The sequence below is a fragment of the Streptomyces sp. NPDC048002 genome (assembly GCF_040653275.1).
Taxonomy (GTDB): Bacteria; Actinomycetota; Actinomycetes; order Streptomycetales; family Streptomycetaceae; genus Streptomyces.
Window position 1 is genome coordinate 1 of record NZ_JBEZNL010000067.1, and the last position, 26899, is coordinate 26899.

Consider the following 26899-nt stretch of genomic DNA (forward strand, 5'->3'; position numbering starts at 1 on the left):
CGAACCCGGAAGCTAAGCCTCACAGCGCCGATGGTACTGCAGGGGGGACCCTGTGGGAGAGTAGGACGCCGCCGAACAAATATTGAGAAAACCCCGCACCTCACGGTGCGGGGTTTTCTGCGTTTAGGCTCTTTTCCATGCGCTATGACCTCGTCATCTTCGACAATGACGGTGTGCTCGTCGACAGCGAGCCCATCTCCAACCGCCTGCTCGCCGCCTATCTCACCGAGCTGGGGCATCCGACCACCTACGAGGAGTCCCTGCGGGACTACATGGGCTCGGCCATGCACCGGGTGCACGACCTTGTGGAGGAGCGGACCGGGACGCGTTTGCCGGCGGACTTCGACGATGTCTTCCACGCCCGGGTGTTCGCCGCCTTCGAGCGGGAGTTGAAGCCCGTGCACGGTGCCGAGGAGGTCCTGGCGAAGCTCACCGCGGACGGGGTGCCGTACTGCCTGGCTTCGTCGGGGAGCCATGAGCGGATCCGGGTGGGGCACCGTACGACCGGGCTGAGCCGGTGGTTCGGGGAGGAGCTGATCTTCAGTTCGCAGGATGTCGGCCGGGGGAAGCCTGCTCCCGATCTGTTCCTGTACGCGGCGGAGCGGATGGGGGTCGCGCCGGAGCGCTGTGCCGTCGTCGAGGACAGCCCGCTCGGGGTCCAGGCCGCCGTGGCCGCCGGGATGGACGTGTACGGGTTCACCGCCATGACGCCGGCCTCGCGGCTGGCCGGGGCCACCGCACTCTTCGGTGACATGGGCGAGCTGATCGAGCTGCTGGGCTGAGCCCGAAGGAACCCGCGCGGCACGAAGATGAAACAAATTCATCTTTGGTTGGATCTACCCACGAGTACGCCCGGGCCCTACGCTCGCCGCCATGACTGATGTGCTGCGGCGCGGCAGGGCCTCGCTGGCGTTGAGCTTCTTCGCCCAGGGCGTCGCGTTCGCGCTGCTGGTGACTCGTATCCCGGCGATCCAGGACCGGTACGGGGTGTCCGACGCGTTGCTGCCGGCCTTCCTCGCCGCCGTGCCGATCCTGGCCGGTGCGGGGAGCGTGGCGACCGAGCGACTGGTGAAGCGGATACCGCCCAGCTTGGTGCTGCGCTGGTCCCAGCCGGTGGTGTTCCTCGCGCTGTTGGGAGTCGCGGCCGGCGACCGCATGGTCGAGCTGGCGGTGGCGCTCGGGGCGTTCGGGCTGGCGGTGGGAGCCCTGGACGCCTCCATGAACATGCTCGGGGTGAGCCTTCAGCGGTCGTACGGGCGCAGCATCATGCTGAGTTTCCATGCCGCGTACAGCCTGGGCGGGATCGTCGGGGCGTCCCTCGCGTGGGTCGGGGCGCGCTGGGATCTCGCGCTGTTCGTGTCGTATCTGCCGGTCGTGGTGGTGCTGTTGCCGGCCGCGCTGGTGGGGAGCCGGTGGTACGCGGACGGGGAGCCCGCGGACGAGCCGGTGCGGGACAAGGCCGCCGAGGGGGCGGTGAGCGGGGTCGGGTTCAAGCTGCTGCTGCCGCTGTGTCTGGTGATGACCTTCGCGTACATCGGGGACTCGACGGTCTCCAACTGGAGTGCCAAGTACCTTCAGGACGTGCTGGGCAGCAGTGAGCAGCTGGCCACTGTGCCGTACAACGTCTACATGGTGACGACCCTGCTCGGGCGGGCCATCGGGGACTTCGGGGTGCGGCGGTTCGGGGCCGTGCTGGTGGTGCGGGTCGGCGCGGTGGTGGCCGCCGCGGGGTTCGCGGTGGTGGCCGTGGCGCCGGGGGGCTGGGTGGGGATGCTCGGGTTCACCCTGGTCGGGCTGGGGCTGTGTGTGCTGGTGCCGCAGACCTTCGCCGCGGCGGGCCGGCTGTTCCCGGGGGCGTCCGACGCGGCCGTTGCCCGGCTGAATGTGTTCAACTATGTGGGCTTTTTGATCGGTTCGCCGTTGGTGGGAGCCCTGGGCGATGCGTGGAGCTATCGCGGGGCGATGTTTGTGCCGATGGTGTTGGTGCTGGTGACGCTCGTGTACGCCCGGTCGTTCGACACTCAACCGGACCGATACGGTGGCGGGCATGAGCGGCCGCGCACAGCTGATGTGGGACGAGGCAGTAACGGGCTATGACTTCGGCCCGGACCATCCGATGGATCCGGTCCGGCTCGCGCTGACCCGGGGACTGGTGGACGCCTTCGGGCTCGACCGGGACGTGGACGTGGTCGCGGCGAAGGCGGCCGGGGAGTCGACCCTGAAGCTGGTCCACCGGGAGGACTACATCACCGCCGTGAAAGCGGCTTCGGTGAATCCGGGGGAGGCGGACGGGGCGTACGGGATCGGGACGCTCGACGATCCGGCGTTCGCCGGGATGCACGAGGTGTCCGCGCTCATCGCAGGGCAGTCCGTGGGCGCCGCGGAGGCCGTGTGGCGGGGGGAGGCCCTGCACGCGGTGAACTTCGCGGGGGGACTGCACCATGCCATGCCCGGTGGCGCGTCCGGATTCTGCATCTACAACGACGCGTCGCTCGCCATCGCCCGGCTGCTGGAGCTGGGGGCGGAGCGGGTGGCTTACGTGGACGTCGACGTGCATCACGGCGACGGGGTGCAGGCCGCGTTCTGGGAGGATCCGAGGGTACTGACGATCTCGCTGCACGAGCATCCGCGGACGCTGTTCCCGCAGACCGGTTGGCCCGAGGAGACCGGGGCCGCGGGGGCCGCGGAGGGGTCGGCGGTGAACGTGGCCCTTCCGGCGGGGACCGGGGACGCGGGGTGGCTGCGGGCGTTCCACGCGGTGGTGCCGGAGCTGATCGCCGATTTCCGGCCGCAGGTGCTGGTGACCCAGCACGGGGCCGATACGCACTTCGAGGATCCGCTGGCGCATCTCGCCGTGTCGCTGGACGCGCAGCGGGCCGTGCAGGTGGCCTGCCACGAGCTGGCGCACGAGTACGCCGACGGGCGGTGGGTGGCGCTCGGCGGTGGCGGGTACGCGGTGGTGGATGTGGTGCCGCGGTCCTGGACGCATCTGGTGGGGATCGCGGCGGGGCGGGAGATCGCTCCGGAGACCGTGATTCCCGAGGGGTGGCGGCAGCAGGTGTTCGCTCGTACGCGGCAGTTGGCGCCGATGCGGATGACCGATGGGCGGTGGCCGGTTCAGTGGGCCGAGTGGGAGGCGGGGTACGACCCCGCGGATCGGCTGGATCAGGCTGTGCTGGCGGCTCGGAGGGCGGTGTATCCGTTGCGGGGGCTGCTGGCGTAGCGGGGGTGCGCGTGGGTGGGGTTCGCCCCCGCCGCCCCTTCCCGTCTCCGGGGGGCTCTGCCCCCTGGACCCCCGGTCGGCCCCTGAAGGGCCTTGTCCTCAAGCGCCGGACGGGCTGAAGGGGCCGGCCTTTACGCCGATTGTGCGGCTTTTCCCCGATTCCTGCGGTGCGGGCGGGTGTTGTCCGTAAGCATCGCTTCCGTGGTGTCCATCGGGGTTCTGCGTGAGCATCTTGTCGCCGCTCGGCTGGCGGGGGTCGTGGCCACCACCCGGGAGGTCAGTCTGCGGAGTTACCGGCTCTTCGCCGCCCGCGATCCCCGGGTGCTGATGGGCATCGATCCTCAAGCGGACTGGGCGGCGCGGGACTTGGTCGCGCTCATGGCCGAGAAGTGCGGGGTTTCCGGCGATCCGCTGCTCGTCGAAGGGCATGATGTGATCGATCCTGAGCGGACGCTCTCCGCTCTGGACGCGTTCGCGGCCCGGATCGGTGCGGTCGCCCGGCGCGGCGGACCCGTGCTGCTCGGCACCGGACACCCGCATCGACTGCTCGGTTTCTACGCCGACTTGGCGGACGCTCTCTCGGCGGTCGGATGTACCGTACTCACACCCGCGCAGGGTCGCTGTGTCGACATAACGACCCGGTTCGGTCTACGTACGCACAACCTTGACTACGTACGAGGAGTCGCGCTGGTACGCGCGCCCGGGTCCGTGGGCTCCGGTGGTGAGCCGGGCGCACACACCCACTCGCCGCTCCCGGTTCGTACCGTGCTGGCGGCGGCCGCGGAGGCCGGCGGGCCCATGCCGGAGCTTGTGATCGGGGATCACGGGTGGGTCTGCGGGGCAGGTCAGCTGGGGTATGAGGCCATTGGTCTGGCCGATACCGATGATCCGGCGCTCTTCGTGGGGGAGGCCGAGGGGGTCGTGTCCGTGGCCGTTCCACTTGATGACGCTGTGCGGTCCGATTACTACCGGCCGCTTACCCGCTACGTACTCAATCGAGCGTGTCTGTCACAGTAGGCCGCCGATGGGTGCACCTCTTCCCCACTCGCATCACCCGCCCCTACATTGGGGAGTGAGCACGCAACGACGAAGAGTCACCGGAAGGGGAAGCCGGTGGCCGTCGAGTGCGGAAGGTTCAGGTGTGTCATGGCTGCAGCAGGCGAGAGGCCTCTGAACGAGGTTCAGTTCCTTACCGTGGCGGAAGTCGCCTCGGTGATGCGAGTGTCGAAGATGACCGTGTACCGGCTGGTGCACAGCGGTCATCTGCCCGCGATCCGGGTGGGGCGGTCCTTCCGCGTCCCGGAGCAAGCGGTGCACGAGTACCTCCGCGAGAGCTATGTGGGGGTGGAAACCGCCTGACGGCAAGGGGTGCGGGGAGATCCTCGGGGTACCGCCGGATCTCCCCCGACCGCCTCGATTACGACCTCAGCGCTCGGGCGGGTAGGCTAGCCCCTCGTAGGTCGTGTGGGCCCATGGCGCCCAAACACCGAGTGATGAGAAGTGAGCGAGGGTAGTCGTGGGCTCTGTTATCAAGAAGCGGCGCAAGCGGATGGCCAAGAAGAAGCACCGCAAGCTGCTCAAGCGCACGCGCGTTCAGCGTCGCAACAAGAAGTAAGTTCGCGACGCGAGCCGCGAGAGCGTATGTGTGGCCCCCCACCGGATTGATTCGGTCGGGGGCCATACGCGTTTTTCGTGCGGTGTGCGGCGGGTCGGATGGCGTGCGCCGCTCCGCACACCGGTATGGCTTGGTCTGTTCCTACGTCCACAGGTGTCGTCACCTCGTGCAGTGGGTGGTCATCACAGCGCAACACCAACCCGCTAGGTTGGGACGCATCCTGGAAGGAAGGCGCTGATCTTGGGCAAGGTCGTGCTCGTGACCGGAGTGGCCCGCCAGCTGGGGGGCCGGTTCGTCCGGCGGATCCAGCGTGACCCGCAGGTGGACCGGGTCGTGGCGGTGGACGCGGTGCCGCCCGAGCACCATCTGGGCGGCGCGGACTTCGTGCTGGCCGACCTCCGGCAGCCCACCATCGCGCGGGTGCTGGCCGAGACGGGCGCCGACACGGTCGTTCACCTGGACGTGACGGGGACGGCGCTCGGCAGCGGCAGCCGGACCGCGGTCAAGGAGACCAACGTCATCGGCACCATGCAGCTGCTCGGGGCCTGCCAGAAGTCGCCGACGGTGAAGCGGCTCGTGGTGAAGTCCAGTACCAATGTGTACGGGTCGGCGCCGCGCGATCCGGCCGTGTTCACCGAGACCACCCCGCCCAAGTCCCTGCCCAGCGGCGGCTTCGCGAAGGACGCGGTCGAGGTCGAGGGGTACGTGCGCGGCTTCGCGCGACGCCGGCCGGACGTGGCGGTGTGCGTGCTGAGGTTCGCCAACATCCTGGGCCCGGTCGCCGATACGCCGCTCGCCGCCTACTTCTCGCTGCCCGTCCTGCCGACCGTCTTCGGCTACGACCCGCGGCTTCAGTTCGTGCACGAGGACGATGTGATCGAGGTGTTGCGGATCGCCTCGCACGAGCCGGAGCGCGGCACCCTCAACAGCGGCACCTTCAACATCGCCGGGGACGGGGTCCTGCTGCTGTCGCAGTGCTCGCGACGGCTCGGCCGGCCCACCGTGCCGCTGCTGCTGCCCGCCGTCACCTGGGCGGGCTCGATGGTCCGCACGCTCGGTATGACGGACTTCTCGCCCGAGCAGATCCGGTTGCTCACCCACGGCCGGGTCGTGGCGACGGACCAGATGCGGGAGACCCTCGGCTTCCGGCCGAAGTTCACGACGGCGGAGACCTTCGCGGACTTCGCCCACAGCCGCGGACCCGGACTGCTCCCGCCGGAGGCCCTCGCGGGGGCCGTCGACCGGATCGCCGCGCTGTCCCTCCCGGACAGCCCTCACCCCCCGACGCAGAGCGCCAACTGAGGAGCGCATCAACGATGGCGGATGCCAAGGTCATTCCCTTCGACGACGACCGGTCCCGCTCGGGTGCCGTACCGCGTCCCGCGCGGCGCCGGAGCACGGGGAGCCGGCGTGCCGGCATGGAGCCCGCGCCGGTACGTGAGGTCCAGCCCCTGCCCAGCAGGGCTCCCGCGCACGATGATGTTCCTGTGACCCCTGAGAAGCAGCAGCCGCAACAGGACGGCGGCGGCCTGGAACGGCGCATCGCCGGCGGCCTGTCGTTCCTGCGCCGCCGCCTCACCGGGGACTACGAGGTCGACGACTTCGGCTACGACGAGGAGCTGACCGACCAGGTCCTGATGTCGCTGCTGCGCCCGGTGTACGAGAAGTACTTCCGGGTCGAGGTGAAGGGCGTGGAGAACATCCCGGCCGAGGGCGGCGCGCTGATCGTGGCGAACCACTCCGGGACGCTGCCGCTGGACGGCCTGATGATGCAGGTCGCCGTGCACGACAACCATCCCGCGGGCCGGCATCTGCGGCTGCTCGCGGCGGACCTGGTCTTCATGCTGCCGGTGGTCAACGAACTCGCCCGCAAGCTCGGCCACACGCTGGCCTGCGCGGAGGACGCCGAGCGGCTGCTCGGCCAGGGCGAACTGGTCGGGGTGATGCCGGAGGGCTTCAAGGGCATCGGCAAGCCCTTCGGGGAGCGGTACAAGCTCCAGCGCTTCGGCCGGGGCGGCTTCGTCTCCACGGCGCTGCGCCAGGGCGCTCCGATCATCCCGTGCTCGATCGTGGGCGCCGAGGAGATCTACCCGATGATCGGCAACGCCAAGACGCTGGCCCGGGTGCTCGGTTTCCCGTACTTCCCGCTGACCCCGACCTTCCCCTGGCTGGGTCCGCTGGGCGCGATCCCGCTGCCGACGAAGTGGACGATCCAGTTCGGTGAGCCGATCCGTACGGACGGCTATCCGCCGGAGGCGGCCGAGGACCCGATGCTGATGTTCAACCTGACCGACCAGGTCAGGGAGCAGATCCAGCACACCCTCTACAAGCTGCTGGTGCAGCGCAGGTCGGTCTTCTTCTGATCCCGGCAGAGCCGCCGAAAACAGAAGAAACGTTTATACGGCAATGGGGGCGCCCTTCTCAGGAAGGGCGCCCCCATTGCCGTGTGCTCCGCTAGTCCGCGTCCTCCGCGTCGATACCGAGCCCGGGGAGCAGGCCCGGGAGCAGCGGCGGCAGTGTCACATCCGGCTCCGGGAGCGGTGTGGTCCCGGTGGACGGGGTGGTGGTGCCGGTGCTGTCCTGCGGCGGGTCGAGCAGGCCGCCGGTGCTGCCGCCGAGCAGGCCGTCGTCCTCGGTGGCGGAGCCGCCCGCGGACTTGCTGGGGCCGGTGCTGCTCGACTCCCGGCTGTCGGAGCCGCTGGTGCCGCTGCTGGGAGTGGTCGAGCGGTCCGTGCCGGCGGAGTCGGTGGCGGACGGACCGGAGCCGCCGCGTCGCCTGCCGTCGTCGCCCTGGACGGGCTGTTCGGGCAGCAGGGACTGGAGCGGCGCGACTTCCTCGTCTATGGCGTCGAAGACCGACGACACCTGGTCGCCGACGTCCCCGAGCTGGACGGGGAGGCGGTCGCGCAGGGCGCCCCAGGTGTCGCGGTGCGAGTGGGAGAAGGCGGAGAGCGCCTGGATGGGGCCGAGGGAGTCCGGGTCGGCCGCGTACGCGGCGGAGAGCAGCCGGTGGCCCTCGGAGGCGTCGTGGTGCATGCCGGACAGGGCGCGGCGGATCTCGGCGAGGGACTCGTGGTCGAGGTGGCCGCTGCGCCCGCGCTCCATCAGCCGGCGGGCCTCGTTCAGGCGGGTGGACGCCTGGTCGAGGAAGACCCGGCCGCGCTCGCTGTCCCCGTCGGCCAGACCGCGCTTGAAGTCCTCGATGCCCCGCTTGAGGCCGTAGAGCGAGTCGCCGGGCAGGGCGTCGCCGCTGGCCGCGGCCACTCCGCCGAAGGCTCCGGCGGCCACACCGACGCTGAGTCCGCCCGCGGCCAGGCCCTTGGTGAGCCGGGAGCGCGGTCGCAGTTTGCCCAGTGGGCTCGCCCGGTGCGCACCTTTGGCCCGACGGGAACGCTGCTCGGGTACCGAAGTGTCCGCCTCGCCTCCTGCGCCCTCCAGCAGCATGGCCTCCATCGCGGCCACGAGCTGGGCTCGCTGGACGACCTTGACCTCGGGGTCCAGTTCCGGCTTGGGCAGCGCGCCGAGACCGGACGTGAGGGCCAGCAGTCGGCCCTCCTCGGTCTGTCGGGCGGCAGCATGGGCCGGTTCCGATCCCTCGGACTGCTCGGCCGCCGGGCCCCGGTCGGACTCTTCCTCCAGGGCCTGGGCGAAGGCGTTCGCCCGCCGGTGCGCCGATACGTTCGCGATCACTGGCGGCACCTCCTCTCGTCATGACGGTCGACTCCCCAGGGGGTCCTGAGGGTTGCACGCCCGGACCGCGTCCACACGATCGGGTGACCGGAGGCGGCCGGGCAGTGACCACAGGGAGCCTGCATCCCGCACAACGAGCGTCGCGGCACTTGGGTTACGCGCGGCGGATGATCGGATCGGGGAGTCAACGGACTTTCACGGAAAGCGAGTTGGTCGCTACGGAGCGTGCCCGGTCAGCGGGCGTCGTCCGGAAGGAGCCGGGCGAGGGTGCGGACCGCCCGGTACTGGAGGGTCTTGATGGCCCCCTCGTTCTTGCCCATGACCCGCGCGGTCTCGGCGACGGAGAGCCCCTGGAGGAAGCGGAGCGTGACGCACTCCTGCTGCTGGGGGTTGAGCCGTCGCACGGCGTCGAGCAGGGCCGCGTTGGAGAGCGACTCCAGCACCGAGTCCTCGGGGGAGCGCTCGACCTCGTTGGCGTCGAGCATCTCGCCGGTGGTGACCTCCAGCCGGAAACGGCTGGACTTGAAGTGGTCGGCGACCAGGTTGCGGGCGATGGTCACCAGCCAGGCGCCGAAGTCGCGGCCCTGCCAGGTGAAGGTGCCGATCCGGCGCAGGGCCCGCAGAAAGGTCTCGCTGGTGAGGTCCTCGGCGGTGGCCTTCCCGCCGACCCGGTAGTAGATGTACCGGTAGACCGTGTCGCTGTACTGGTCGTAGAGGCGCCCGAACGCGTCGGCCTCGCCGGCCTGCGCCCGTTCCACGAGGTCCATCATCCGGGCGCTGTCGCTGTCGGCGGCCGGACGCCGCGCGGTGGTGGCGCCGGTCGCGCGCCCGCGTCTGCCGACGGCGGCACCGCCTTCGGCGAGCGCGTAGCAGGGGCCGACGGGTGCGGCGGCCACGGCGAGGGCGGGGACGGCGTACGCGGTGGGGACGAAGCCGCGCAGCAATTCCTGGACCGTTGCGCGCAGATTAGCCAGGCCCGAGGCGTCAACCCCGACGTGTGGGTACACGGGACTCCCAGAGGCAGAGCTTCCATCACGTGCAGTACGGGACCGTTCACCCGTCGTAGCGACGGAGGGGTACCGGATTGCGTCTGAGGAGAATAACGCTTCGTGCAGGCACTGCTACACCCAGTTGCTCAAATCATCGATTACGTCGCTTCTGTAGCCGATTGATGCTCGATCAAGTGGCGCAGAGTGACAGTTTGTTGATCGATTCGGCTCGTATTCCGGGTGGGTCCGGGGCGTGTTGTGGCAGTGCTCCGACAAAAGGACTGGATGGGGGTTCAGCGGGGTACGCCGGTTGGATTGGCCGCGTTTCGCGGCGCGGTCGGCGATCTCCTGGAGCGGCGCGGTCTGGCGGTCAGCGCCGGCGCCTGCTCAGGGCGATGGCCGCGGCCGTGCCGCCGGCGACCGCGCCGACCCCGGCGGCGGCCGGGATGCCGACCTTCGCGGCCTTGCGTCCCGTGCGGTAGTCGCGCAGCCGCCAGTCCTGGTCCCGGGCGTGCCGGCGCAGCTTGGTGTCCGGGTTGATGGCGTAGGGGTGGCCGACCAGGGACAGCATCGGGATGTCGTTGTGGCTGTCGCTGTAGGCGGCGCAGCGCGAGAGGTCCAGGCCCTCGCCGGAGGCCAGCGCGCGGACCGCCTCGGCCTTGGCCGGGCCGTGCAGGGGCTCGCCGACCAGCTTGCCGGTGTAGACGCCGTCCACCGACTCGGCGACCGTGCCCAGCGCGCCCGTCAGGCCGAGGCGGCGGGCGATCACCTGGGCGATCTCCACCGGGGCCGCCGTCACGAGCCACACCTTCTGGCCCGCGTCGAGGTGGGCCTGGGCGAGGGCGCGGGTACCGGGCCAGATGCGCTCGGCCATGTACTCGTCGTAGATCTCCTCGCCGATGGACTGCAGCTCGGCGACGCGGTGGCCCTTGACGATGGACAGCGCGGAGTCCCGGGCGTCCTGCATGTGCTCGGGGTCCTCGATGCCGGCCAGCCGGAACCACGCCTGCTGCCAGGCGAACCGGGCCAGGTCGCGGGTCTCGAAGAACTTCCGCTTGTACAGGCCGCGCCCGAAGTGGAAGATCGCGGCGCCCTGCATCACGGTGTTGTCGAGGTCGAAGAAAGCGGCGGCCTTGTCGTCGCCGAGCACCGGGAATTCCGGTTCCGCTTCCGGCGGGGACTCCGGTGCCGCCTCGGGCACCGACTTGCGCGCGGCCTCCGCCGAGGCCTCGCCTGCCAACACGCTCCGCGCCGTGGCGGAGCGCCTACGGGGAGTGAGCCATCCGAGAGCGGCCATGGCGTGAGCATAGCCATTCCGCCCGGTGCAACCGGAGCCGAGAGGTTCGAGGGCTGTGAACTCTCCGCGACCGTGTCGTTAAAGAACTGATCCGGCAGGGGCGTCGTCCGCCGGTTTCCCGGGGTCCCCGTCATCCTCCGCCCCGCGGTCCGCCGTCGCGCGAGAATGGCCGACATGAGTCCCATCTTTCGCCGTAAGCGGGTCACGCCACCCGGGGAGCGGCTCGTCACCCTGATCCGCAAGCCCGGCTGCCATCTGTGTGATGACGCACAATTGGTGATCGAGAAGGTGTGCGCGGAACTCGGCGTCCCCTGGGAGCGGAAGGACATCACCCAGGACCCCCAACTCCACGACCAGTACTGGGAACAGATCCCCGTCGTACTCGTCGACGGCGAGCAGCACACCTTCTGGCGGGTGAACGAGGACCGCCTCCGCGCGGCGCTTTCCGGTACTGACTGAGCAGTCCAACTTGCGGCGGATCTGACTTAGGATCGTCGGCGAACTGGTCTCGGGGGCGGGGATCGTTGAGGAGAGTGTGCGGTTTTGCCCCCAAGACAGCAGGAGCGATGGTGCCTGAGCACCGGTTCCGCGCCGGCGCGGCGGGGGCGCGTGACCCCGGTCACGTTGGCCGGGCAAATCGGACACCATCTTTGTGCACGCGTTCACAAAGACATAGCCTGCATTCGACGGGGCGGTCTGGGGACGCATGACCGCCCACAGCCCCGCTCTACCCGCAGGAGCACCGTGGCAACTGGCCGAACTCACCGACCGGCGACCCGTAGCCGAGGGATTCCCGAGGCCACCGTCGCCAGGCTTCCGCTGTACCTTCGCGCGCTGACCGCACTGTCGGAGCGCTCGGTGCCCACGGTCTCCTCCGAGGAGCTCGCGGCCGCGGCGGGGGTCAACTCCGCCAAGCTCCGCAAGGACTTCTCCTACCTGGGCTCCTACGGGACGCGTGGTGTGGGTTACGACGTCGAGTATCTCGTGTACCAGATCTCCCGTGAACTGGGGCTCACCCAGGACTGGCCGGTTGTGATCGTCGGTATCGGTAACCTCGGCGCCGCGCTGGCCAACTACGGCGGCTTCGCCTCGCGCGGTTTCCGCGTCGCGGCGCTGATCGACGCCGATCCCGCGATGGCCGGAAAGCCCGTGGCCGGCATCCCCGTGCAGCACACCGACGACCTTGAGCGGATCATCGAGGACAACGGCGTGTCCATCGGTGTCATCGCCACCCCGGCCGGTGCCGCGCAGCAGGTGTGCGAGCGGCTGGTCGCCGCCGGCGTCACCTCCATCCTGAACTTCGCGCCGACCGTGCTGAACGTCCCGGACGGCGTCGACGTGCGCAAGGTCGACCTCTCCATCGAGCTTCAGATCCTCGCCTTCCACGAGCAGCGCAAGGCCGGCGAGGAGGCCGCGGCCGCCGACGGCGCCGCCCCGGCCCCCGCCGTGCGCGGCCGGTCCGGCGACAAGGGACCCGACGGGGACGTACCCGCCGTGATGCCGGCATGAGCCTCCTCGTCGTGGGCCTCAGCCACCGCAGCGCCCCGGTCAGCGTGCTGGAGCGGGCCGCGCTGAGCGCGGACGCCCAGATCAAGCTGCTCCAGGACACGGTCGCCGCCGAGCCGGCCACCGAGGCCGCGGTGCTGGCCACCTGCAACCGCATCGAGCTGTACGCCGACGTCGACAAGTTCCACGCCGGGGTCGCCGAGCTGTCGACGCTGCTGGCCCAGCACAGCGGTGTGGGGCTGGACGAGCTGACTCCGTACCTGTACGTGCACTACGAGGACCGGGCCGTCCACCACCTGTTCTCGGTGGCCTGCGGTCTGGACTCGATGGTCGTCGGCGAGGGCCAGATCCTCGGTCAGATCAAGGACTCGCTGGCCCGCGCGCAGGACCTGCACACCGCCGGACGCCTGCTGAACGACCTGTTCCAGCAGTCCCTGCGGGTCGGCAAGCGCGCCCACTCCGAGACCGGCATCGACCGCGCCGGCCAGTCCCTGGTCACCTTCGGCCTGGAGCAGCTCGCCCGGGGCACGCAGGTGCAGGACTGGGCGCGCGGGAAGAAGGCGCTGGTCATCGGCGCCGGGTCGATGTCCTCGCTGGCCGCGGCGACGCTCGCGCGGGCCGGGGTCGCCGAGATCGTGATCGCGAACCGTACGGCCGACCGGGCCGAGCGGCTGGTGGAGATCCTCCGTGAGGGCGGGGCCGGTGCGCGTGCGGTTTCCATCGGCTCGGTCGCCGATGAACTGACACGTGCCGATGTCGTCGTGTCCTGCACGGGGGCCACGGGGCTGGTGCTCGGGGCGGATTCGGTCGCGACGGCGCTGGTCGGCCGTGAGGGAGTCGCGCAGCCCGGCGCCGACGAGGTGCCTCCCCCGGAGGGGGCACCCCCAGCGCCCACCCGCGCCGCCCAAGCGGCACGACTGCATGCCGGCTTGGTGGCAGGTGACGAGAACTGTCCGTTGGATCTCGCAGCTGTGCAGGGCGGCTTCTCCGTGATGGGAGAAGAGGCCGTCGCCGGGATGGACGCCGCCACGCTGGAGCAGCACGCCGCGTGGGTGGACAACGGGATTCCGCGCCCGTACAGCCCCGCCGACGAGTCCGAGGCCATCGCCGCGCTCGCCGCCACCGTCGCCACGGTTGGGCGGATCCCGGAGCGGCGCAGGCCCGAGGCGGTCACCGAGCCGCCCCGGCCCGAGCCCGTGCTCTTCCTGCTCGACCTCGCCATGCCGCGCGACATCGACGCCGCCGTGCACCGACTGACCGGCGTGCGGCTGGTCGACATCGAGTCGCTCGCCGACGCCTCCGCGGACGCCCCGATGGCGACCGACGTGGACCAGGTGCGCCGTATCGTCTCCGACGAGGTCGCCGCCTTCGGGGCGGCGCTGCGGGCCGCGCACATCACGCCGACCGTGGTCGCCCTGCGCACCATGGCCGCGGACGTCGTCGCCGGTGAGATCGCCCGGCTCGAAGGGCGGCTGCCCGGTCTCGACGACAAGCACCGCAGCGAGATCACCCAGACCGTGAAGCGCGTCGTGGACAAGCTCCTGCACGCGCCGACCGTACGGGTCAAGCAGCTCGCGGCCGAACCCGGCGGCGCCGGGTACGCGGACGCGCTGCGGACCCTGTTCGACCTCGACCCCGAGACGGTGGCCGCCGTCTCCCGGGCCGAGGACAGCACCGAGAAGGACCGAGGGCCGGCATGAAAGACAAGGCACTGAGGCTCGGGACCCGGCGGAGCAAGCTCGCCATGGCCCAGTCCGGGCAGGTGGCGGACGCCGTGAGCCAGGTGACCGGACGGCCCGTGGAGCTCGTCGAGATCACCACGTACGGCGACGTCTCCCGGGAGTCGCTCGCCCAGATCGGCGGTACCGGCGTCTTCGTCACCGCGCTGCGCGACGCGCTGCTGCGCGGCGAGGTCGACTTCGCGGTGCACTCCCTGAAGGACCTGCCGACCACGCAGCCCGAGGAACTCGCGCTGGCCGCCGTGCCGCTGCGCGAGGACCCGCGGGACGTGATCGTCGCCCGGGACGCGCTGAAGCTGACCGACCTGCCCCGCGGGGCGCGCATCGGCACCGGTTCGCCGCGCCGCATGGCCCAGCTCAACGCGTACGCCCGCGCCCACGGCCTGGACTTCGAGACGGTCCCGATCCGGGGCAACGTCGACACCCGCATCGGCTTCGTCCGGGACGGCGAGCTGGACGCGGTGGTACTCGCCGCGGCCGGCCTGAACCGCATCGGCCGGAGCGACGAGGTGACCGACTTCCTGTCGGTCGACACGGTTCTGCCCGCCCCCGGCCAGGGGGCCCTGGCGATCGAATGCACCGCGGACAACGCGGACCTGATCGCCGCGCTCGGAGAGCTCGACGACCCGTTCACCCGGGCCGCCGTGACCGCCGAGCGGTCCCTGCTCGCCGCCCTGGAGGCCGGTTGCAGTGCCCCTGTGGGCGCGCTGGCCGACCTGCTGGCCGACGGGCAGATTGTCAAGGAAATGCGCCTGCGCGGCGTCGTCGGCACGACCGACGGTTCGCGCACGGTGCAGCTGTCCACCACCGGTCCCGTGCCCGAGACGCACGACCAGGCGCTTGCGCTCGGTCGCGAACTCGCCACCGAGATGCTCGCGCAGGGCGCGGCCGGTCTGATGGGGGAGCGAGCACAGTGAGCCCCACCACCCTTTCCGCCGGCCTCGAACACGGTCACGTCACCTTCCTCGGTGCCGGACCCGGGGATCCGGGACTGCTGACTCTGCGCGCCGTCGAGGCGCTGGCCAACGCGGACGTCCTCGTCGCCGAGCCCGAGGTGCTCGACGTCGTACGCGTCCACGCCAGGTCGGGCGTCGCCGTCGTGGACACGGATCCCTCGTCGGATCCGGATCCGGGCGCAGGCACGCCTCAGCTGACGGTTGTTGACGGTTCGTCAACCACCGTTGGGGCACCCGCCGCGCGGGATGCCGCACATCTTGTCATGGAGGCCGCGCGGGGCGGCAGGCGGGTCGTGCGTGCGGTGTCCGGGGACCCCGGACTCGACGCCTACGCCGCCGAGGAGATGCTGGCGTGCGCCGCCGCCGGGGTGCCCTTCGAGGTCGTCCCCGGGGTCGCGGCCGCCGTCGGTGTACCCGCGTACGCCGGTGTGCCGCTGCGCGACGCGCACGGCGCGGACGTCCGGTTCGTGGACGCCCGCACCGCCTCCGACCGGTGCTGGACGGAGGTGGGTGCCTCGGACGGGACGGTCGTCGTCTCCACGAGCCTCGACTCCGTGGCCGCCGCCGCCGGAGAACTGGTCGCCGCCGGCCGCAAGCCGGACACCCCGATGACGGTCACCGTCGCCGGTACGACGACCCGGCAGCGGACCTGGACCGCGACGCTCGGCACGATCGCGCAGACGCTGAAGCAGGCGAAGGTGCTGCCGTCCCCGGACGGCGGCCGGCCGGTCATAGCCGTGGTCGGTGAACGGTCCGCCGCGGCTCAGCGTGAGCAGCTCTCCTGGTTCGAGTCCAAGCCGCTGTTCGGCTGGCGGGTGCTCGTGCCGCGCACCAAGGAGCAGGCGGCCTCCCTCTCCGACCAGCTCCGCTCCTACGGCGCGGTCCCGCACGAGGTGCCGACCATCGCCGTCGAGCCGCCGCGCACGCCCCAGCAGATGGAGCGCGCCGTCAAGGGCCTCGTCACCGGCCGCTACGAGTGGATCGCCTTCACCTCGGTCAACGCGGTCAAGGCCGTGCGCGAGAAGTTCGAGGAGTACGGGCTCGACGCGCGTGCCTTCGCCGGGATCAAGGTCGCCGCGGTCGGCGAGCAGACCGCCAACGCGCTGATCGCGTTCGGTGTGAAGCCGGACCTCGTGCCCTCGGGCGAGCAGTCCGCCGCCGGCCTCCTGGAGGACTGGCCGCCCTACGACCCGGTCTTCGACCCGATCGACCGGGTGTTCCTGCCGCGCGCCGACATCGCCACGGAGACCCTGGTCGCCGGGCTGATCGAGCTGGGCTGGGAGGTCGACGACGTCACGGCCTACCGGACCGTGCGCGCGTCGCCGCCGCCGGCGGAGACCCGCGAGGCGATCAAGGGCGGCGGCTTCGACGCGGTGCTCTTCACCTCGTCCTCCACCGTGCGCAACCTCGTCGGCATCGCCGGCAAGCCGCACAACGTCACCGTGATCGCCTGTATCGGTCCGGCCACCGCCAAGACCGCGGAGGAGCACGGGCTGCGGGTGGACGTGATGGCTCCCGAGCCGTCCGTGCACAAGCTGGCCGAGGCCCTCGCGGACTTCGGCGCCCGCCGCCGGGCCTCCGCGCTGGAGGCCGGGGACCCGGTCACCCGGCCGAGCGAACGCCGGCCCGGGGCGCGCAGGCGCCGGTCGACGACCTGACCCGCCCGTCTCGGGGCCCGCTCCTTTTCGGGGGCGGGCCCCGAGTCTTTCCGCCGCCTCAGCCGCGGGCCGCGTGCGGTAGGAAGGCGGTCCAGGTGGTGGGGGTGAGGGTGAGGCGGGGGCCGTCGGGGTTCTTGGAGTCCCGGACGAGGATGCGGGCGGGGGTGGTGGCTACCTCGACGCAGTCGGGGCCCTCGTCGGTGCTGTAGCTGCTCTTTATCCACTCCAGCCTGCCGTCGGCAGAGGGCTTGAGGGTCATGTCTCTCCCAGCACTTTCTCGATGAGGGCCGTCGACTCTCTCGGGTCGAGAGCTTGTGCCCGGATGGTCCCATAGCGCATGTCGAGCAGTTGGACCTCTCGCGGATCCGCGATCACCCGGCTGATGTGCTGGACTTCGACATGGCCGACGGTGCTGCCGTCCCTGAGCCTGAGCAGCCGGAAGGAACCGGCCAGGCCGGAGTTCACCTCCCGGCTCAGCGGGAGTACTTGGAGATCGATGTTGCGGAACTCGGCCACTTCCAGGAGCCGTTCCAACTGGCGCCGCATCACCGGCTTGCCCCCGATGGGCCGTCGGAGCGTCGACTCGCACTGGACGAAGCTGAAGAAGGGCCGGGCCGTCGCCGCGTCGATGATCTTCTGGCGGGACACGCGGGCCGTGAGCCTCTGTTCCAGTTCGTCGGAGCTGAAGGGCGGGCGCCGCCCGCCGAAGACGGCGCTCGCGTACTCCTCGGTCTGCAACAACCCGTGAACCACCGAGTTGTTGTACGCGCACAGCTCGACGGCGTCCGCCTCCAGCCGCTTGAGGTCCCGCACCTTCTTCGGGTACCGGACTTCCGCCAGGTCCTCCTTCAGGGCCGCGATCCTGCCCTGTGCGCCGAGGACCTCGTCCGCGCGGTCCAGGTACTCGGGGCGGGGGATGCGTACGCCTCGTTCCACCGCCGAGACCAGGTCCCCTCCGTAGCCGATGGCCGCGCCGAACTCGGCCTGGGTGAAGCCCGACGCCTCGCGCCACAGCTTCAACTGCCGCTGGACGGCCCGGAGCAGGGCGCCCGCCTCCTCGTCCGCCTCGGGACCCTCGTGCCTGTCGTTCACCCTCGCCGCCCTCCGCCCGTGCCACTGTTCACAGATTACGCAGGCGAACTCACGCTGAGTGAGGAATCCCCGGACTGCCCCCGCGCCGACGGGCAGTCGGCAAAGGGGGTGCCGGGACGGGCGTAGCGTAGGTGGCATGACGACGTACGGCTCCTTCCCCGGTACGCGGCCCCGGCGACTGCGCACCACTCCCGTCATGCGGCGCATGGTCGCCGAGACCCGGCTGCACCCGGCCGACTTCATCCTTCCGGCGTTCGTGCGCGAAGGCGTGAGCGAGCCCGTGCCGATCGGCGCGATGCCCGGCGTGGTGCAGCACACCCGGGACAGCCTGAAGAAGGCCGCCGCCGAGGCGGTCGAGGCGGGGATCTCCGGGATCATGCTGTTCGGCGTGCCGGAGGAGTCGAAGAAGGACGCCCTCGGGACCCCCGGCACCGACCCGGACGGGATCCTCCAGGTCGCGCTGCGGGACGTCCGTGCCGAGGTCGGCGACGACCTGCTGGTGATGTCGGACCTCTGCCTCGACGAGACCACCGATCACGGGCACTGCGGCGTGCTGGACGCCGAGGGCCGCGTCGACAACGACGCCACCCTGGAGCGGTACGCCGAGATGGCGCAGGTCCAGGCCGACGCGGGCGCCCATGTCGTCGGGCCGAGCGGAATGATGGACGGGCAGATCGGCGTCGTCCGGGACGCGCTCGACCAGATCGGCCGCGAGGACGTCGCGATCCTCGCCTACACGGTCAAGTACGCATCCGCCTTCTACGGCCCCTTCCGTGAGGCCGTCGGCTCCTCCCTGCGCGGGGACCGCAAGACGTACCAGCAGGATCCCGCCAACGTCCGGGACGCCATGCGGGAGTTGGCGCTGGACCTGGAAGAGGGCGCCGACATGGTGATGGTCAAGCCCGCCGGGCCCTACCTCGACGTCCTCGCCCGGGTCGCCGACGCCTGTGACCTGCCGGTCGCCGCCTACCAGATCTCCGGCGAGTACTCGATGATCGAGGCCGCCGCCGAGAAGGGCTGGATCGACCGGGACCGGGCCATCCTGGAGTCCCTCACCGGGATCAAGCGGGCCGGTGCCAAGAGCATCCTCACCTACTGGGCCGTCGAGGCGGCTCGGATGGTCGACGCGGATCGGTAGCCGGAAGTCCACATCGTGAAAGGGAAGTTGTAGACGGCACGGACTGCCTAGGCTGCGGGCACGAGCCGAACGCAGCCGAAGGAGCCCCCGTCATGACCGCAGCCGTCGCCCCCACGTCCCTGCCGCCCCTGTCGGCGCGTGTCGGAGCGATCGGCGGCTCGCCCGTACGGGACATCCTGGCCGTCACCGCCCGACCCGAGGTGATCAACTTCGCGGGCGGGCTTCCGGCGCCCGAGCTGTTCGACCGGGAGGGCATCGCCGCCGCGTTCCACGAGGTGCTGGAGCGCACGCCCGCGCAGGCGCTCCAGTACTCCACCACCGAGGGCGAGCCCGCGCTGCGGGAGGCCCTCGCCGGCCGGATCGCCGGGCGGGGCCTGCCCACGGTCGCGGACGACCTGCTGATCACGACCGGTTCCCAGCAGGCGCTGTCCCTGCTGGCCACGGCCCTGCTCGACCCCGGTGACACCGTCCTCGTCGAGGACCCCTGTTACCTCGCCGCCCTCCAGGTCTTCGGCCTCGCGGGCGCGAGGGTCGTCGGGGTGCCCACGGACGCCGACGGCGTCGACCCGCAGGCCCTCGCGGAGCTGGTGGTCCGGCACCGGCCCAAGCTCCTCTACACCGTCCCCACCTTCCAGAACCCCACCGGCCGCACCATGCCCGCGGCCCGGCGGGAAGCCGTCGCCTCGGTGGCCGCGCGGCACGGGCTGTGGATCGTCGAGGACGACCCGTACGGCGAGCTGCGCTACGACGGCGCGCCCGTGCCGTGGATCGCGTCCTTCGACGAGGCCGCCGACCGTACCCTCCTGCTCGGCTCCTTCTCCAAGATCATGGCTCCCGGTCTGCGGCTCGGCTGGCTTCGCGCCCCCGCCGCGCTGCGCCGGGCCTGCGCGGTCGCCAAGCAGGCCGCCGACCTGCACACCCCGACCCTCAACCAGCTCGCCGCCGCCCGGTACCTCGATGTGCTCGACGCCCATGTGGCCCGTGTGCGTGCGGTGTACGGCGAGCGCAGGGACGCCATGCTCGCCGCCCTCCCGGGCGCGCTGCCGGCGGGCTCGGTGTGGACCCGCCCCGAGGGCGGCATGTTCCTGTGGGCCCGCCTCCCGGACGGCTACGACACCACCGCACTGCTCCCCGAGGTGGTCCGGCACGACGTCGCCTACGTCCCCGGCGCGCCCTTCTACGCCGCCGACCCTGACCGCTCGACCCTGCGCCTGTGCTTCGTGACGCAGACTCCGGACGAGATCGCGGAGGGGCTGCGGCGACTGGCGAAGGGGCTCGGCGGGGGAGCGTAGGCGCGGGGCGTCGAGGGCGGCGGGCCGGGGGTGCGGAGAGCGGTGGGGCCGGGGGAGCGGGTCAGTCCCACCAGAAGGACCAGATCCGCTCGCCCATCAGTTCCTTCGCGTACTGGCGCAGGCCGTCGTCGTCGTACTGCGCGAGGTTGTCGGGGCAGAAAGCGTAGTGCTCCGCCGCCAGTGCCTCGGCCGTTTCGGGGTCGGCCGGCGGGGCCGCCACGGAGACGTGGAGCGTGTCGAAGCCGAGGGCGACGACCCGGATGCCGAAGCGGTCCTCCCAGGAGCGCAGTACCGCGCAGAGCCGGGCCACGTCGTTCTCGTGGTTGAGCGGGCCGGTCCAGCCCAGCGCGGCCGGTATGTCGGCCGAGCGGCGGGCCGGGACCAGGGCGAGGTGCGGGCTTTCCAGCCATCGGCGGGTGCCGTCGCACAGGGAGTCGGCGATCCGGGCCGCGCAGGTGCCAGGTTCGGAGGTGAGCCGGGCGGCGGGGGCGAGTCCCGGCCAGTCCGGGCCGAACGGCTCGACCAGCTGGGCGAGTTCGTCGTCGAGGTCGCCGTCGCTCTCCCAGCACTCCGCCAGCACGTCCTCGGCGTCGTGGTCGCCGGGGTAGGAGGCTTGGTCCGGCATCAACTGCCAGTTCTCCGGACCTCCTTGACGGTCCTTGAGGTCTATCAGGACCGGGAGCAGGCCGACTTGTGCCGCCTTCCCGCCCAGCGGCGTCCAGTGGCCGGGGCCGGCGGGCGTGTCCGCGTGCCACATCAGCGGTTCCGGCCAGGGGCCGTCGTCCGTCGCGTCGAACAGCCTGCCCGGCGGGAGTTGGAGCCCGAGGGAGCGCCCGCTGGGGTCGGCGGAGAGCGCGGGCAGCGGGTTGGGGAGAGTCGCCATGCCGGTGACTCTAGGGGCGGGCACTGACAGTGGCCGGCAGGGGCTTCGAATGTTTCGGCGACAAACTCCTACTCTGCCGATCATGATGCTTCGGCGGTGCTTGCAGTCCGTGAATTTCGACGCTCGGTAATGGGCTTTGAACTGCGCAAATAATTTGTTCAGAGCCTTTATGATCTCTCCGAATATTTCGAAACATTGACCGAAACTATTGACGCTCGCCATGTGCATACCAAAACTGATGCCGACCTCATCCGACCCATGAGGAGGAAGCACGTCCATGAAGAGCCGCAGTCATTCCGGGCACGGCCCGCTGCACCGGTTCCGGACGCTCGTCCGGGCCCTCTGCGCCGCCGCCCTCGTCGTCACGGCCGCGCTGTCGCTGCCCGGCACCGCGAGCGCCGACACCGTCATCACCAGCAACCAGACCGGCACCGACAACGGTTACTACTACTCGTTCTGGACCGACGGAGGCGGCTCCACCTCCATGACCCTCCGCTCCGGCGGCTCCTACAGCACGCAGTGGAGCAACAGCGGCAACTTCGTCGCCGGCAAGGGGTGGGCCAACGGAGCACGCCGGACCGTCACTTACTCGGGCACCTTCAACCCGTCCGGCAACGCCTACCTGACGCTGTACGGGTGGACCGCCAACCCTCTGATCGAGTACTACATCGTCGACAACTGGGGCACCTACCGGCCCACCGGCACCTTCAAGGGCACGGTCACCAGCGACGGCGGCACGTACGACATCTACGAGACCACCCGGACCAACGCGCCCTCCGTCGAAGGCACCAAGACCTTCAAGCAGTTCTGGAGCGTGCGCCAGTCCAAGCGGACCGGCGGAACCATCACCACCGGCAACCACTTCGACGCCTGGGCGAGCAAGGGCATGACCCTCGGCAGCTTCAACTACTACATGATCATGGCCACCGAGGGCTACCAGAGCAGCGGCAGCTCCAGCATCACCGTCGGCGAGTCCAGCGGTGGCGGCGGTGGCGGTGGCGGCGGGAGTTGCTCCGCGACGCTGTCGGCCGGGGAGAGCTGGAGCGACCGGTACAACCTGAATGTGTCGGTGTCGGGGGCGAGTAACTGGACGGTGACGATGAATGTTCCGTCGCCGCAGAAGGTGCTCGCTACGTGGAACGTCAGCGCGAGCTATCCGTCCGCGCAGGTCCTGGTGGCCAGGCCGAACGGCAGCGGCAACAACTGGGGCGTGACGATCCAGAAGAACGGCAGCACGACCTGGCCCACGGTGTCCTGCGCCGCGAGCTGATCGCGTCACTCGCACACGAAAGCCGCCCGGTCGTGTCCGGGCGGCTTTCTGTTTGTTCGGGGGTTACAGGCGCTCGGGGGTGCGGATTCCGAGGAGGGCCATGCCCTGGTGCAGGGTGCGGGCCGTCAGGTCGCAGAGGAACAGGCGGTTCTCGACCTGCGCCGGGGTGTCGGCCTTGAGCACCGGGCACTTGTCGTAGAACGACGTGTACAGCGACGCCAGTTGGTACAGGTACGCCGCCAGTTTGTGCGGCGCGTACTCCGCCGACGCCTCGAAGACCGTCGCGCCGAACGCGTCCAGGTGCAGGCCCAGGCCCCGCTCGGTCGGGGCGAGTTCGAGCTCCGGGTGAGCGGCGGGCTTCGTGTCCCCCGCCTTGCGCAGGATCGACTGGATACGGGCGTACGCGTACTGGAGGTACACGCTCGTGTCGCCGTTCAGCGACACCATCTGGTCCAGGTCGAACTTGTAGTCCCGGTTCGGCGACGTCGACAGGTCCGCGTACTTCACGGCGCCGATGCCGACCTGCGCGGCCCGCTCCTGGATCTCGTCCTCGGTGAGGTCCTGCGCCTTCTCCCGGACCACCTCGGCGGCCCGCTGCACCGCCTCGTCGAGCAGGTCCTCCAGCCGGACCGTCTCACCCGCACGCGTCTTGAACGGCTTGCCGTCGGCGCCGAGCACCGTGCCGTAACCCATGTTGTGCGCGGTCACGTCGTCATTCAGCCAGCCCGCCCGGCGGGCCGTCTCGAAGACCATCCGGAAGTGCAGGGACTGCCGCACGTCCACGACGTAGAGCAGCGACGTCGCGTGCAGGTCGGTCACCCGGTTCCGGATCGCCGTCAGGTCGGAGGCCGCGTAGCCGAAGCCGCCGTCCGCCTTCTGCACGATCAGCGGGACCGGCTGGTCGTCCTTGCCGCGGATCTCGTCGAAGAACACCACCAGCGCGCCCTCGGACCGCACCGCGACACCCATCTCCTCCAGGAGCCGGGCGGTCTCGGGCATACCGTCGTTGTACGCGGACTCGCCGACGATCTCGTCGTCGCGGATCTCCATGTCCAGCTTCTCGAAGACCGAGTAGAAGTAGACCTTCGACTCGTCCACGAACCGCTGCCACAGGTCGAGGGTCTCCTTGTCGCCGGACTGGAGGGCGACGACCCGCTTGCGGGCCCGCTCCTTGAACTCCTCGTCCGTGTCGAAGACCGCCCGGGAGGCCTTGTACACCCGGTTGAGGTTCGACATGGCCTGCTCGCCGTCGACCTCGTCCGCGGGCGCGAGGGCACCGGGGTTCTCGATCAGGTACTGGATGAGCATCCCGAACTGGGTGCCCCAGTCGCCGATGTGGTGCCGGCCGACCGTCCGCTCGCCGGTGAAGTCGAGCATGCCGCGCAGGGCGTCGCCGATCACCGCGGACCGCAGGTGGCCGACGTGCATCTCCTTCGCCACGTTCGGCTGCGCGTAGTCGATGACCGTCAGGCCCGGCTGCTCCTTCAGCGGCACGCCGAGCCGGTCGTCGGCGGCGCGCGCGGCCAGCGTGTCGGTGATCGCCCGGTCGGAGACGGTGATGTTCAGGAAGCCGGGTCCGGAGACCTCGACGTCCTTGATCACCTCGCCGGTCACGATGTTGCCCACGACCTGCGTGGCCAGCTCCCTCGGGTTCGCCTTCGCCTTCTTGGCGAGGGCCAGGATGCCGTTGGCCTGGAAGTCGGCCCGGTCGCTACGTCGCAGCAGCGGGTCGACTCCGTCGCTCTCCGGCAGGGCGGAGGCGAGGGCGTCGGTGAGGCGCTGGTTGACGAGATCCGTGAGCGACGTGACCGGGGCCATGGGGTGGGAGCCGTTCTCCTCGGTGTACTGATGGACCCCGTCAGTATCCCATGGGGGGTAAAGGGATTTTTGACCGTGCGGGAGCGTGGGGGCTGGTCGCGCCCCGCGGCGGAGCCGCACACGAGTACAGCCCCGCGCCCCTAAAGGCCAGGCGGCTGCGCCGCCTAGACTTAGGGCGCAGCCCTCTTGACCGTAACTGGCTGCCCTGGAGAAAGAAGGACGTGCCGATCGTGGCTCAGAGCACCGAGACCACCGACTGGGTCTCCCGTTTCGCGGATGAGGTCATCGAGGAGTCGGAGCGTCGGGCCCCGGGCAAACCGGTCGTCGTCGCGTCCGGACTCTCCCCCTCCGGGCCCATCCACCTGGGCAACCTCCGCGAGGTCATGACGCCCCACCTCGTCGCCGACGAGCTCCGGCGGCGCGGCCACCAGGTCCGCCACCTGATCTCCTGGGACGACTACGACCGCTACCGCAAGGTGCCGGCCGGGATCGCCGGAGTCGACGAGTCCTGGGCCGAGCACATCGGCAAGCCGCTGACCTCCGTCCCGGCCCCCAAGGGCTCGGCGCACCCGAACTGGTCCGAGCACTTCAAGGCCGCCATGGTCGAGTCGCTCGCCGAGCTGGGCGTGGAGTTCGACGGCATCAGCCAGACCGAGCAGTACACCACCGGCGTGTACCGCGAGCAGGTCCTGCACGCCATGAGGCACCGCGGCGACATCGACGCCGTCCTCGACCAGTACCGCACCAAGAAGGCCCCCGCCAAGAAGCAGCAGAAGCCCCTCGACGAGGCCGAGCTGGAGGCCGCCGAGGGCTCCGGCGCCGCGGCCGAGGACGACGGCAGCTCCGGCTCGGCCGGGTACTTCCCGTACAAGCCCTACTGCGGCAACTGCGAGAAGGACCTCACCACGGTCACCTCCTACGAGGACGAGACCACCGAGCTGTCCTACACCTGCACCGCCTGCGGCTTCGCCGAGACCGTCCGGCTCAACGAGTTCAACCGCGGCAAGCTGGTCTGGAAGGTCGACTGGCCCATGCGCTGGGCCTACGAGGGCGTCGTCTTCGAGCCCAGCGGTGTCGACCACTCCTCGCCGGGGTCGTCGTTCCAGGTCGGCGGGCAGATCGTCGGGATCTTCGGCGGCGAGCAGCCGATCGGCCCGATGTACGCCTTCGTGGGGATCTCCGGGATGGCGAAGATGTCGTCGTCGCGGGGCGGGGTGCCCACGCCGGCGGACGCCCTCCAGATCATGGAGCCGCAGCTGCTGCGCTGGCTGTACGCCCGCCGCCGCCCCAACCAGTCCTTCAAGATCGCCTTCGACCAGGAGATCCAGCGGCTCTACGACGAGTGGGACAAGCTCGACGCCAAGGTCGCCGACGGCTCCGCCCTCCCGGCGGACGTCGCCGCCCACGCCCGCGCGGTGCGCACCGCCGCCGGTGAGCTGCCCCGCACGGCCCGCCCGATGCCGTACCGGACCCTCGCGTCCGTCGCCGACATCACCGCCGGCCACGAGGACCAGGCGCTGCGCATCCTCTCCGAGCTGGACCCGGCGAACCCGCTCGGCTCGCTGGACGAGGCCCGGCCGCGGTACGACAAGGCCGAGGCGTGGATCAACACGCACGTCCCCGCCGACCAGCGGACCATCGTGCGCGGCGAGCCCGACGCCGAGCTGCTGAAGTCCCTCGACGAGGCCTCCCGCCAGTCGCTGCGGCTGCTGCTCGACGGACTGGCCGAGCACTGGTCGCTGGACGGGCTGACCCACCTCGTCTACGGCGTGCCCAAGGTCCAGGCCGGGTTCTCCGCGGACGCCACGCCCAAGGAGCTGCCGCCGGAGATCAAGTCCGCCCAGCGGACCTTCTTCGCCCTGCTCTACCACCTGCTCGTCGGGCGGGACACCGGGCCCCGGCTGCCCACGCTGCTGCTGGCCGTCGGTCAGGAGCGGGTGCGGACCCTGCTCGGGGAGTAGACCGGCCAGGCATGAAGAAAAGGGGGCCCTCCGTTTCGGAGGGCCCCCTTTCCGCGTCCGTGCCTTACGCGATGTGGTCCTCTTCGAGTTCCGCGTTGAAGCGGGCCTGGAAGCGTTCCGAGAGGCTCTTCAGCGCGCTCGGGGTCAGCGTCGTACCGAACGTGGCCTGGATGTTCTCCCCCAGCACCCCCGGCGTGGGGAAACTGCCGTCGATCGACTGACGGAAGACCTGGTAGTACGCCTCCTCGTCCGGCTCCGGAGCGCCACCGCCCTCACCCAGCTCGCGGGTACGGCCGGGCGCCACCGGGATCGGGAAGCTCCCCGTCTCCTCCGGCGAGGGCTCCGTGACCGGAGGCTCCTCCTGGTACTGGTCCTGGTACTGCTCCGCCTGCTGCTGCTCCGCGTACCACTGGCTGTACTGGTCCGGGTCGTACGCCGGGTCGTAGTTGCCGTGGTACTCGACCTGCTGGGGCGCCTCGAACCAGGGGCTCTCCTCCGGCACCTCGTACCTCGGCGGCCCGGGGTCCTGGTGGGCGGCCAGCTCGGGGCGCTGCTCGCCCGCGGGCGCCGCGGCGGCCGTCCGGGCCGGCTCGGCGGGACGGCTCACCGTCGGCACGTCGGCCGCCGGGATGACCGCCGGCTCTATGCCCGCAGCAGCGAGTCCGGCCGGGGCGGTCTCGGCGAGCGGGACGCCGTAGCGGGCCAGGCGCAGCGGCATCAGGGACTCCACCGGGGCCTTGCGGCGCCAGGAGCGGCCGAAGCGGGAGCGCAG

The 26899-nt window shown here is 70.7% G+C and carries 24 protein-coding genes, 1 rRNA gene and 1 pseudogene; 18 read left to right on the forward strand and 8 right to left on the reverse strand.

Features of this window, described 5'->3' with window-relative positions; all coding sequences use genetic code 11:
• From rrf to AB0E07_RS38760, 9 genes are all read left to right on the forward strand, one after another.
• Positions 1-77, forward strand: a 5S ribosomal RNA gene (gene rrf, locus AB0E07_RS38720); the annotation flags it as partial.
• Between the two features lie 60 nt (positions 78-137).
• On the forward strand, positions 138-782 hold the full coding sequence (locus tag AB0E07_RS38725; RefSeq protein WP_362262855.1) for an HAD family hydrolase: 645 nt from the start codon (positions 138-140) through the stop codon (positions 780-782).
• A 91-nt stretch (positions 783-873) separates the two neighbouring features.
• Positions 874-2097, forward strand: a complete 1224-nt coding sequence (locus AB0E07_RS38730) for an MFS transporter (RefSeq protein ID WP_362262857.1) — start codon at positions 874-876, stop codon at positions 2095-2097.
• Entirely contained in the window at positions 2048-3223 is a 1176-nt protein-coding gene (locus AB0E07_RS38735; protein WP_362262859.1) for an acetoin utilization protein AcuC, read from the forward strand. Before AB0E07_RS38730 ends, AB0E07_RS38735 begins: the two co-directional genes overlap by 50 nt.
• A gap of 201 nt (positions 3224-3424) precedes the next feature.
• Positions 3425-4240: a phosphatase gene (locus AB0E07_RS38740; RefSeq protein ID WP_362262861.1), complete on the forward strand. Its 816-nt coding sequence runs from the start codon at positions 3425-3427 to the stop codon at positions 4238-4240.
• Positions 4241-4369: 129 nt separating this feature from the next.
• On the forward strand, positions 4370-4582 hold the full coding sequence (locus AB0E07_RS38745; protein WP_004984898.1) for a helix-turn-helix domain-containing protein: 213 nt from the start codon (positions 4370-4372) through the stop codon (positions 4580-4582).
• 157 nt (positions 4583-4739) lie between these two features.
• Complete coding sequence (locus AB0E07_RS38750) at positions 4740-4838, forward strand: AURKAIP1/COX24 domain-containing protein (RefSeq protein WP_003948845.1); 99 nt, start codon at positions 4740-4742, stop codon at positions 4836-4838.
• Between the two features lie 240 nt (positions 4839-5078).
• Positions 5079-6140 (forward strand): NAD-dependent epimerase/dehydratase family protein, encoded by a 1062-nt coding sequence (locus AB0E07_RS38755; protein WP_362262863.1) that lies wholly within the window; start codon positions 5079-5081, stop codon positions 6138-6140.
• A 14-nt stretch (positions 6141-6154) separates the two neighbouring features.
• Positions 6155-7201 carry a lysophospholipid acyltransferase family protein gene (locus tag AB0E07_RS38760; protein ID WP_362262866.1) on the forward strand — a complete coding sequence of 349 codons (1047 nt, stop codon included), beginning with the start codon at positions 6155-6157 and terminating at the stop codon, positions 7199-7201.
• 91 nt (positions 7202-7292) lie between these two features.
• On the opposite strand, the gene AB0E07_RS38765 is transcribed toward AB0E07_RS38760, so the two are convergent.
• The 3 genes from AB0E07_RS38765 to AB0E07_RS38775 form a co-directional block, all read right to left on the reverse strand.
• Positions 7293-8528, reverse strand: coding sequence for a DUF5667 domain-containing protein (locus AB0E07_RS38765; protein ID WP_362262868.1), 1236 nt, complete (start codon positions 8526-8528; stop codon positions 7293-7295).
• A 233-nt stretch (positions 8529-8761) separates the two neighbouring features.
• Positions 8762-9535 carry an ECF subfamily RNA polymerase sigma factor, BldN family gene (locus AB0E07_RS38770; protein ID WP_362262871.1) on the reverse strand — a complete coding sequence of 258 codons (774 nt, stop codon included), beginning with the start codon at positions 9533-9535 and terminating at the stop codon, positions 8762-8764.
• A gap of 352 nt (positions 9536-9887) precedes the next feature.
• Entirely contained in the window at positions 9888-10814 is a 927-nt protein-coding gene (locus AB0E07_RS38775) for an HAD-IB family hydrolase (RefSeq protein WP_362262874.1), read from the reverse strand.
• Between the two features lie 165 nt (positions 10815-10979).
• Between AB0E07_RS38775 and AB0E07_RS38780 the strand changes: the two genes are divergently transcribed.
• From AB0E07_RS38780 to AB0E07_RS38800, 5 genes are all read left to right on the forward strand, one after another.
• The gene (locus AB0E07_RS38780; RefSeq protein ID WP_362262877.1) at positions 10980-11273 is read left to right on the forward strand and encodes a glutaredoxin family protein; all 294 of its coding nucleotides are present in this window, start codon (positions 10980-10982) and stop codon (positions 11271-11273) included.
• Between the two features lie 285 nt (positions 11274-11558).
• Positions 11559-12323, forward strand: coding sequence for a redox-sensing transcriptional repressor Rex (locus AB0E07_RS38785; RefSeq protein ID WP_362262880.1), 765 nt, complete (start codon positions 11559-11561; stop codon positions 12321-12323).
• Positions 12320-14020, forward strand: a complete 1701-nt coding sequence (locus AB0E07_RS38790; protein WP_362262882.1) for a glutamyl-tRNA reductase — start codon at positions 12320-12322, stop codon at positions 14018-14020. Before AB0E07_RS38785 ends, AB0E07_RS38790 begins: the two co-directional genes overlap by 4 nt.
• Positions 14017-14976, forward strand: a complete 960-nt coding sequence (hemC, locus tag AB0E07_RS38795) for a hydroxymethylbilane synthase (RefSeq protein ID WP_362262884.1) — start codon at positions 14017-14019, stop codon at positions 14974-14976. Before AB0E07_RS38790 ends, hemC begins: the two co-directional genes overlap by 4 nt.
• Positions 14973-16673, forward strand: a complete 1701-nt coding sequence (locus AB0E07_RS38800) for a uroporphyrinogen-III synthase (protein ID WP_362262886.1) — start codon at positions 14973-14975, stop codon at positions 16671-16673. The genes hemC and AB0E07_RS38800 overlap by 4 nt, the downstream gene beginning before the upstream one ends.
• 58 nt (positions 16674-16731) lie before the next feature.
• Here the strand turns inward: AB0E07_RS38800 and AB0E07_RS38805 are convergent, their stop codons facing one another.
• Complete coding sequence (locus tag AB0E07_RS38805; protein ID WP_362262889.1) at positions 16732-16932, reverse strand: DUF397 domain-containing protein; 201 nt, start codon at positions 16930-16932, stop codon at positions 16732-16734.
• A complete protein-coding gene (locus AB0E07_RS38810; RefSeq protein ID WP_362262892.1) occupies positions 16929-17765 on the reverse strand; it encodes a helix-turn-helix transcriptional regulator in 837 nt (278 codons plus the stop codon). The genes AB0E07_RS38805 and AB0E07_RS38810 overlap by 4 nt, the downstream gene beginning before the upstream one ends.
• Before the next feature lie 136 nt (positions 17766-17901).
• Between AB0E07_RS38810 and hemB the strand changes: the two genes are divergently transcribed.
• Both hemB and AB0E07_RS38820 read left to right on the forward strand, forming a co-directional pair.
• Complete coding sequence (gene hemB, locus AB0E07_RS38815) at positions 17902-18903, forward strand: porphobilinogen synthase (protein WP_362262894.1); 1002 nt, start codon at positions 17902-17904, stop codon at positions 18901-18903.
• Between the two features lie 92 nt (positions 18904-18995).
• The gene (locus AB0E07_RS38820; protein ID WP_362262897.1) at positions 18996-20195 is read left to right on the forward strand and encodes a PLP-dependent aminotransferase family protein; all 1200 of its coding nucleotides are present in this window, start codon (positions 18996-18998) and stop codon (positions 20193-20195) included.
• A gap of 61 nt (positions 20196-20256) precedes the next feature.
• Here the strand turns inward: AB0E07_RS38820 and AB0E07_RS38825 are convergent, their stop codons facing one another.
• Positions 20257-21078 (reverse strand): DUF4253 domain-containing protein, encoded by an 822-nt coding sequence (locus tag AB0E07_RS38825; RefSeq protein WP_362262900.1) that lies wholly within the window; start codon positions 21076-21078, stop codon positions 20257-20259.
• 277 nt (positions 21079-21355) lie between these two features.
• On the opposite strand from AB0E07_RS38825, the gene AB0E07_RS38830 reads away from it, so the two are divergent.
• Complete coding sequence (locus AB0E07_RS38830; RefSeq protein WP_362262903.1) at positions 21356-22348, forward strand: glycoside hydrolase family 11 protein; 993 nt, start codon at positions 21356-21358, stop codon at positions 22346-22348.
• Positions 22349-22411: 63 nt separating this feature from the next.
• Here the strand turns inward: AB0E07_RS38830 and argS are convergent, their stop codons facing one another.
• The gene (gene argS / locus AB0E07_RS38835; protein WP_362262906.1) at positions 22412-24166 is read right to left on the reverse strand and encodes an arginine--tRNA ligase; all 1755 of its coding nucleotides are present in this window, start codon (positions 24164-24166) and stop codon (positions 22412-22414) included.
• Positions 24167-24387: 221 nt separating this feature from the next.
• On the opposite strand from argS, the gene lysS reads away from it, so the two are divergent.
• Positions 24388-26127 (forward strand): lysine--tRNA ligase, encoded by a 1740-nt coding sequence (gene lysS / locus AB0E07_RS38840; RefSeq protein ID WP_362262908.1) that lies wholly within the window; start codon positions 24388-24390, stop codon positions 26125-26127.
• Positions 26128-26191: 64 nt separating this feature from the next.
• On the opposite strand, the pseudogene AB0E07_RS38845 reads toward lysS, so the two are convergent.
• Positions 26192-26899, reverse strand: a pseudogene (locus AB0E07_RS38845) (hypothetical protein); the annotation flags it as partial.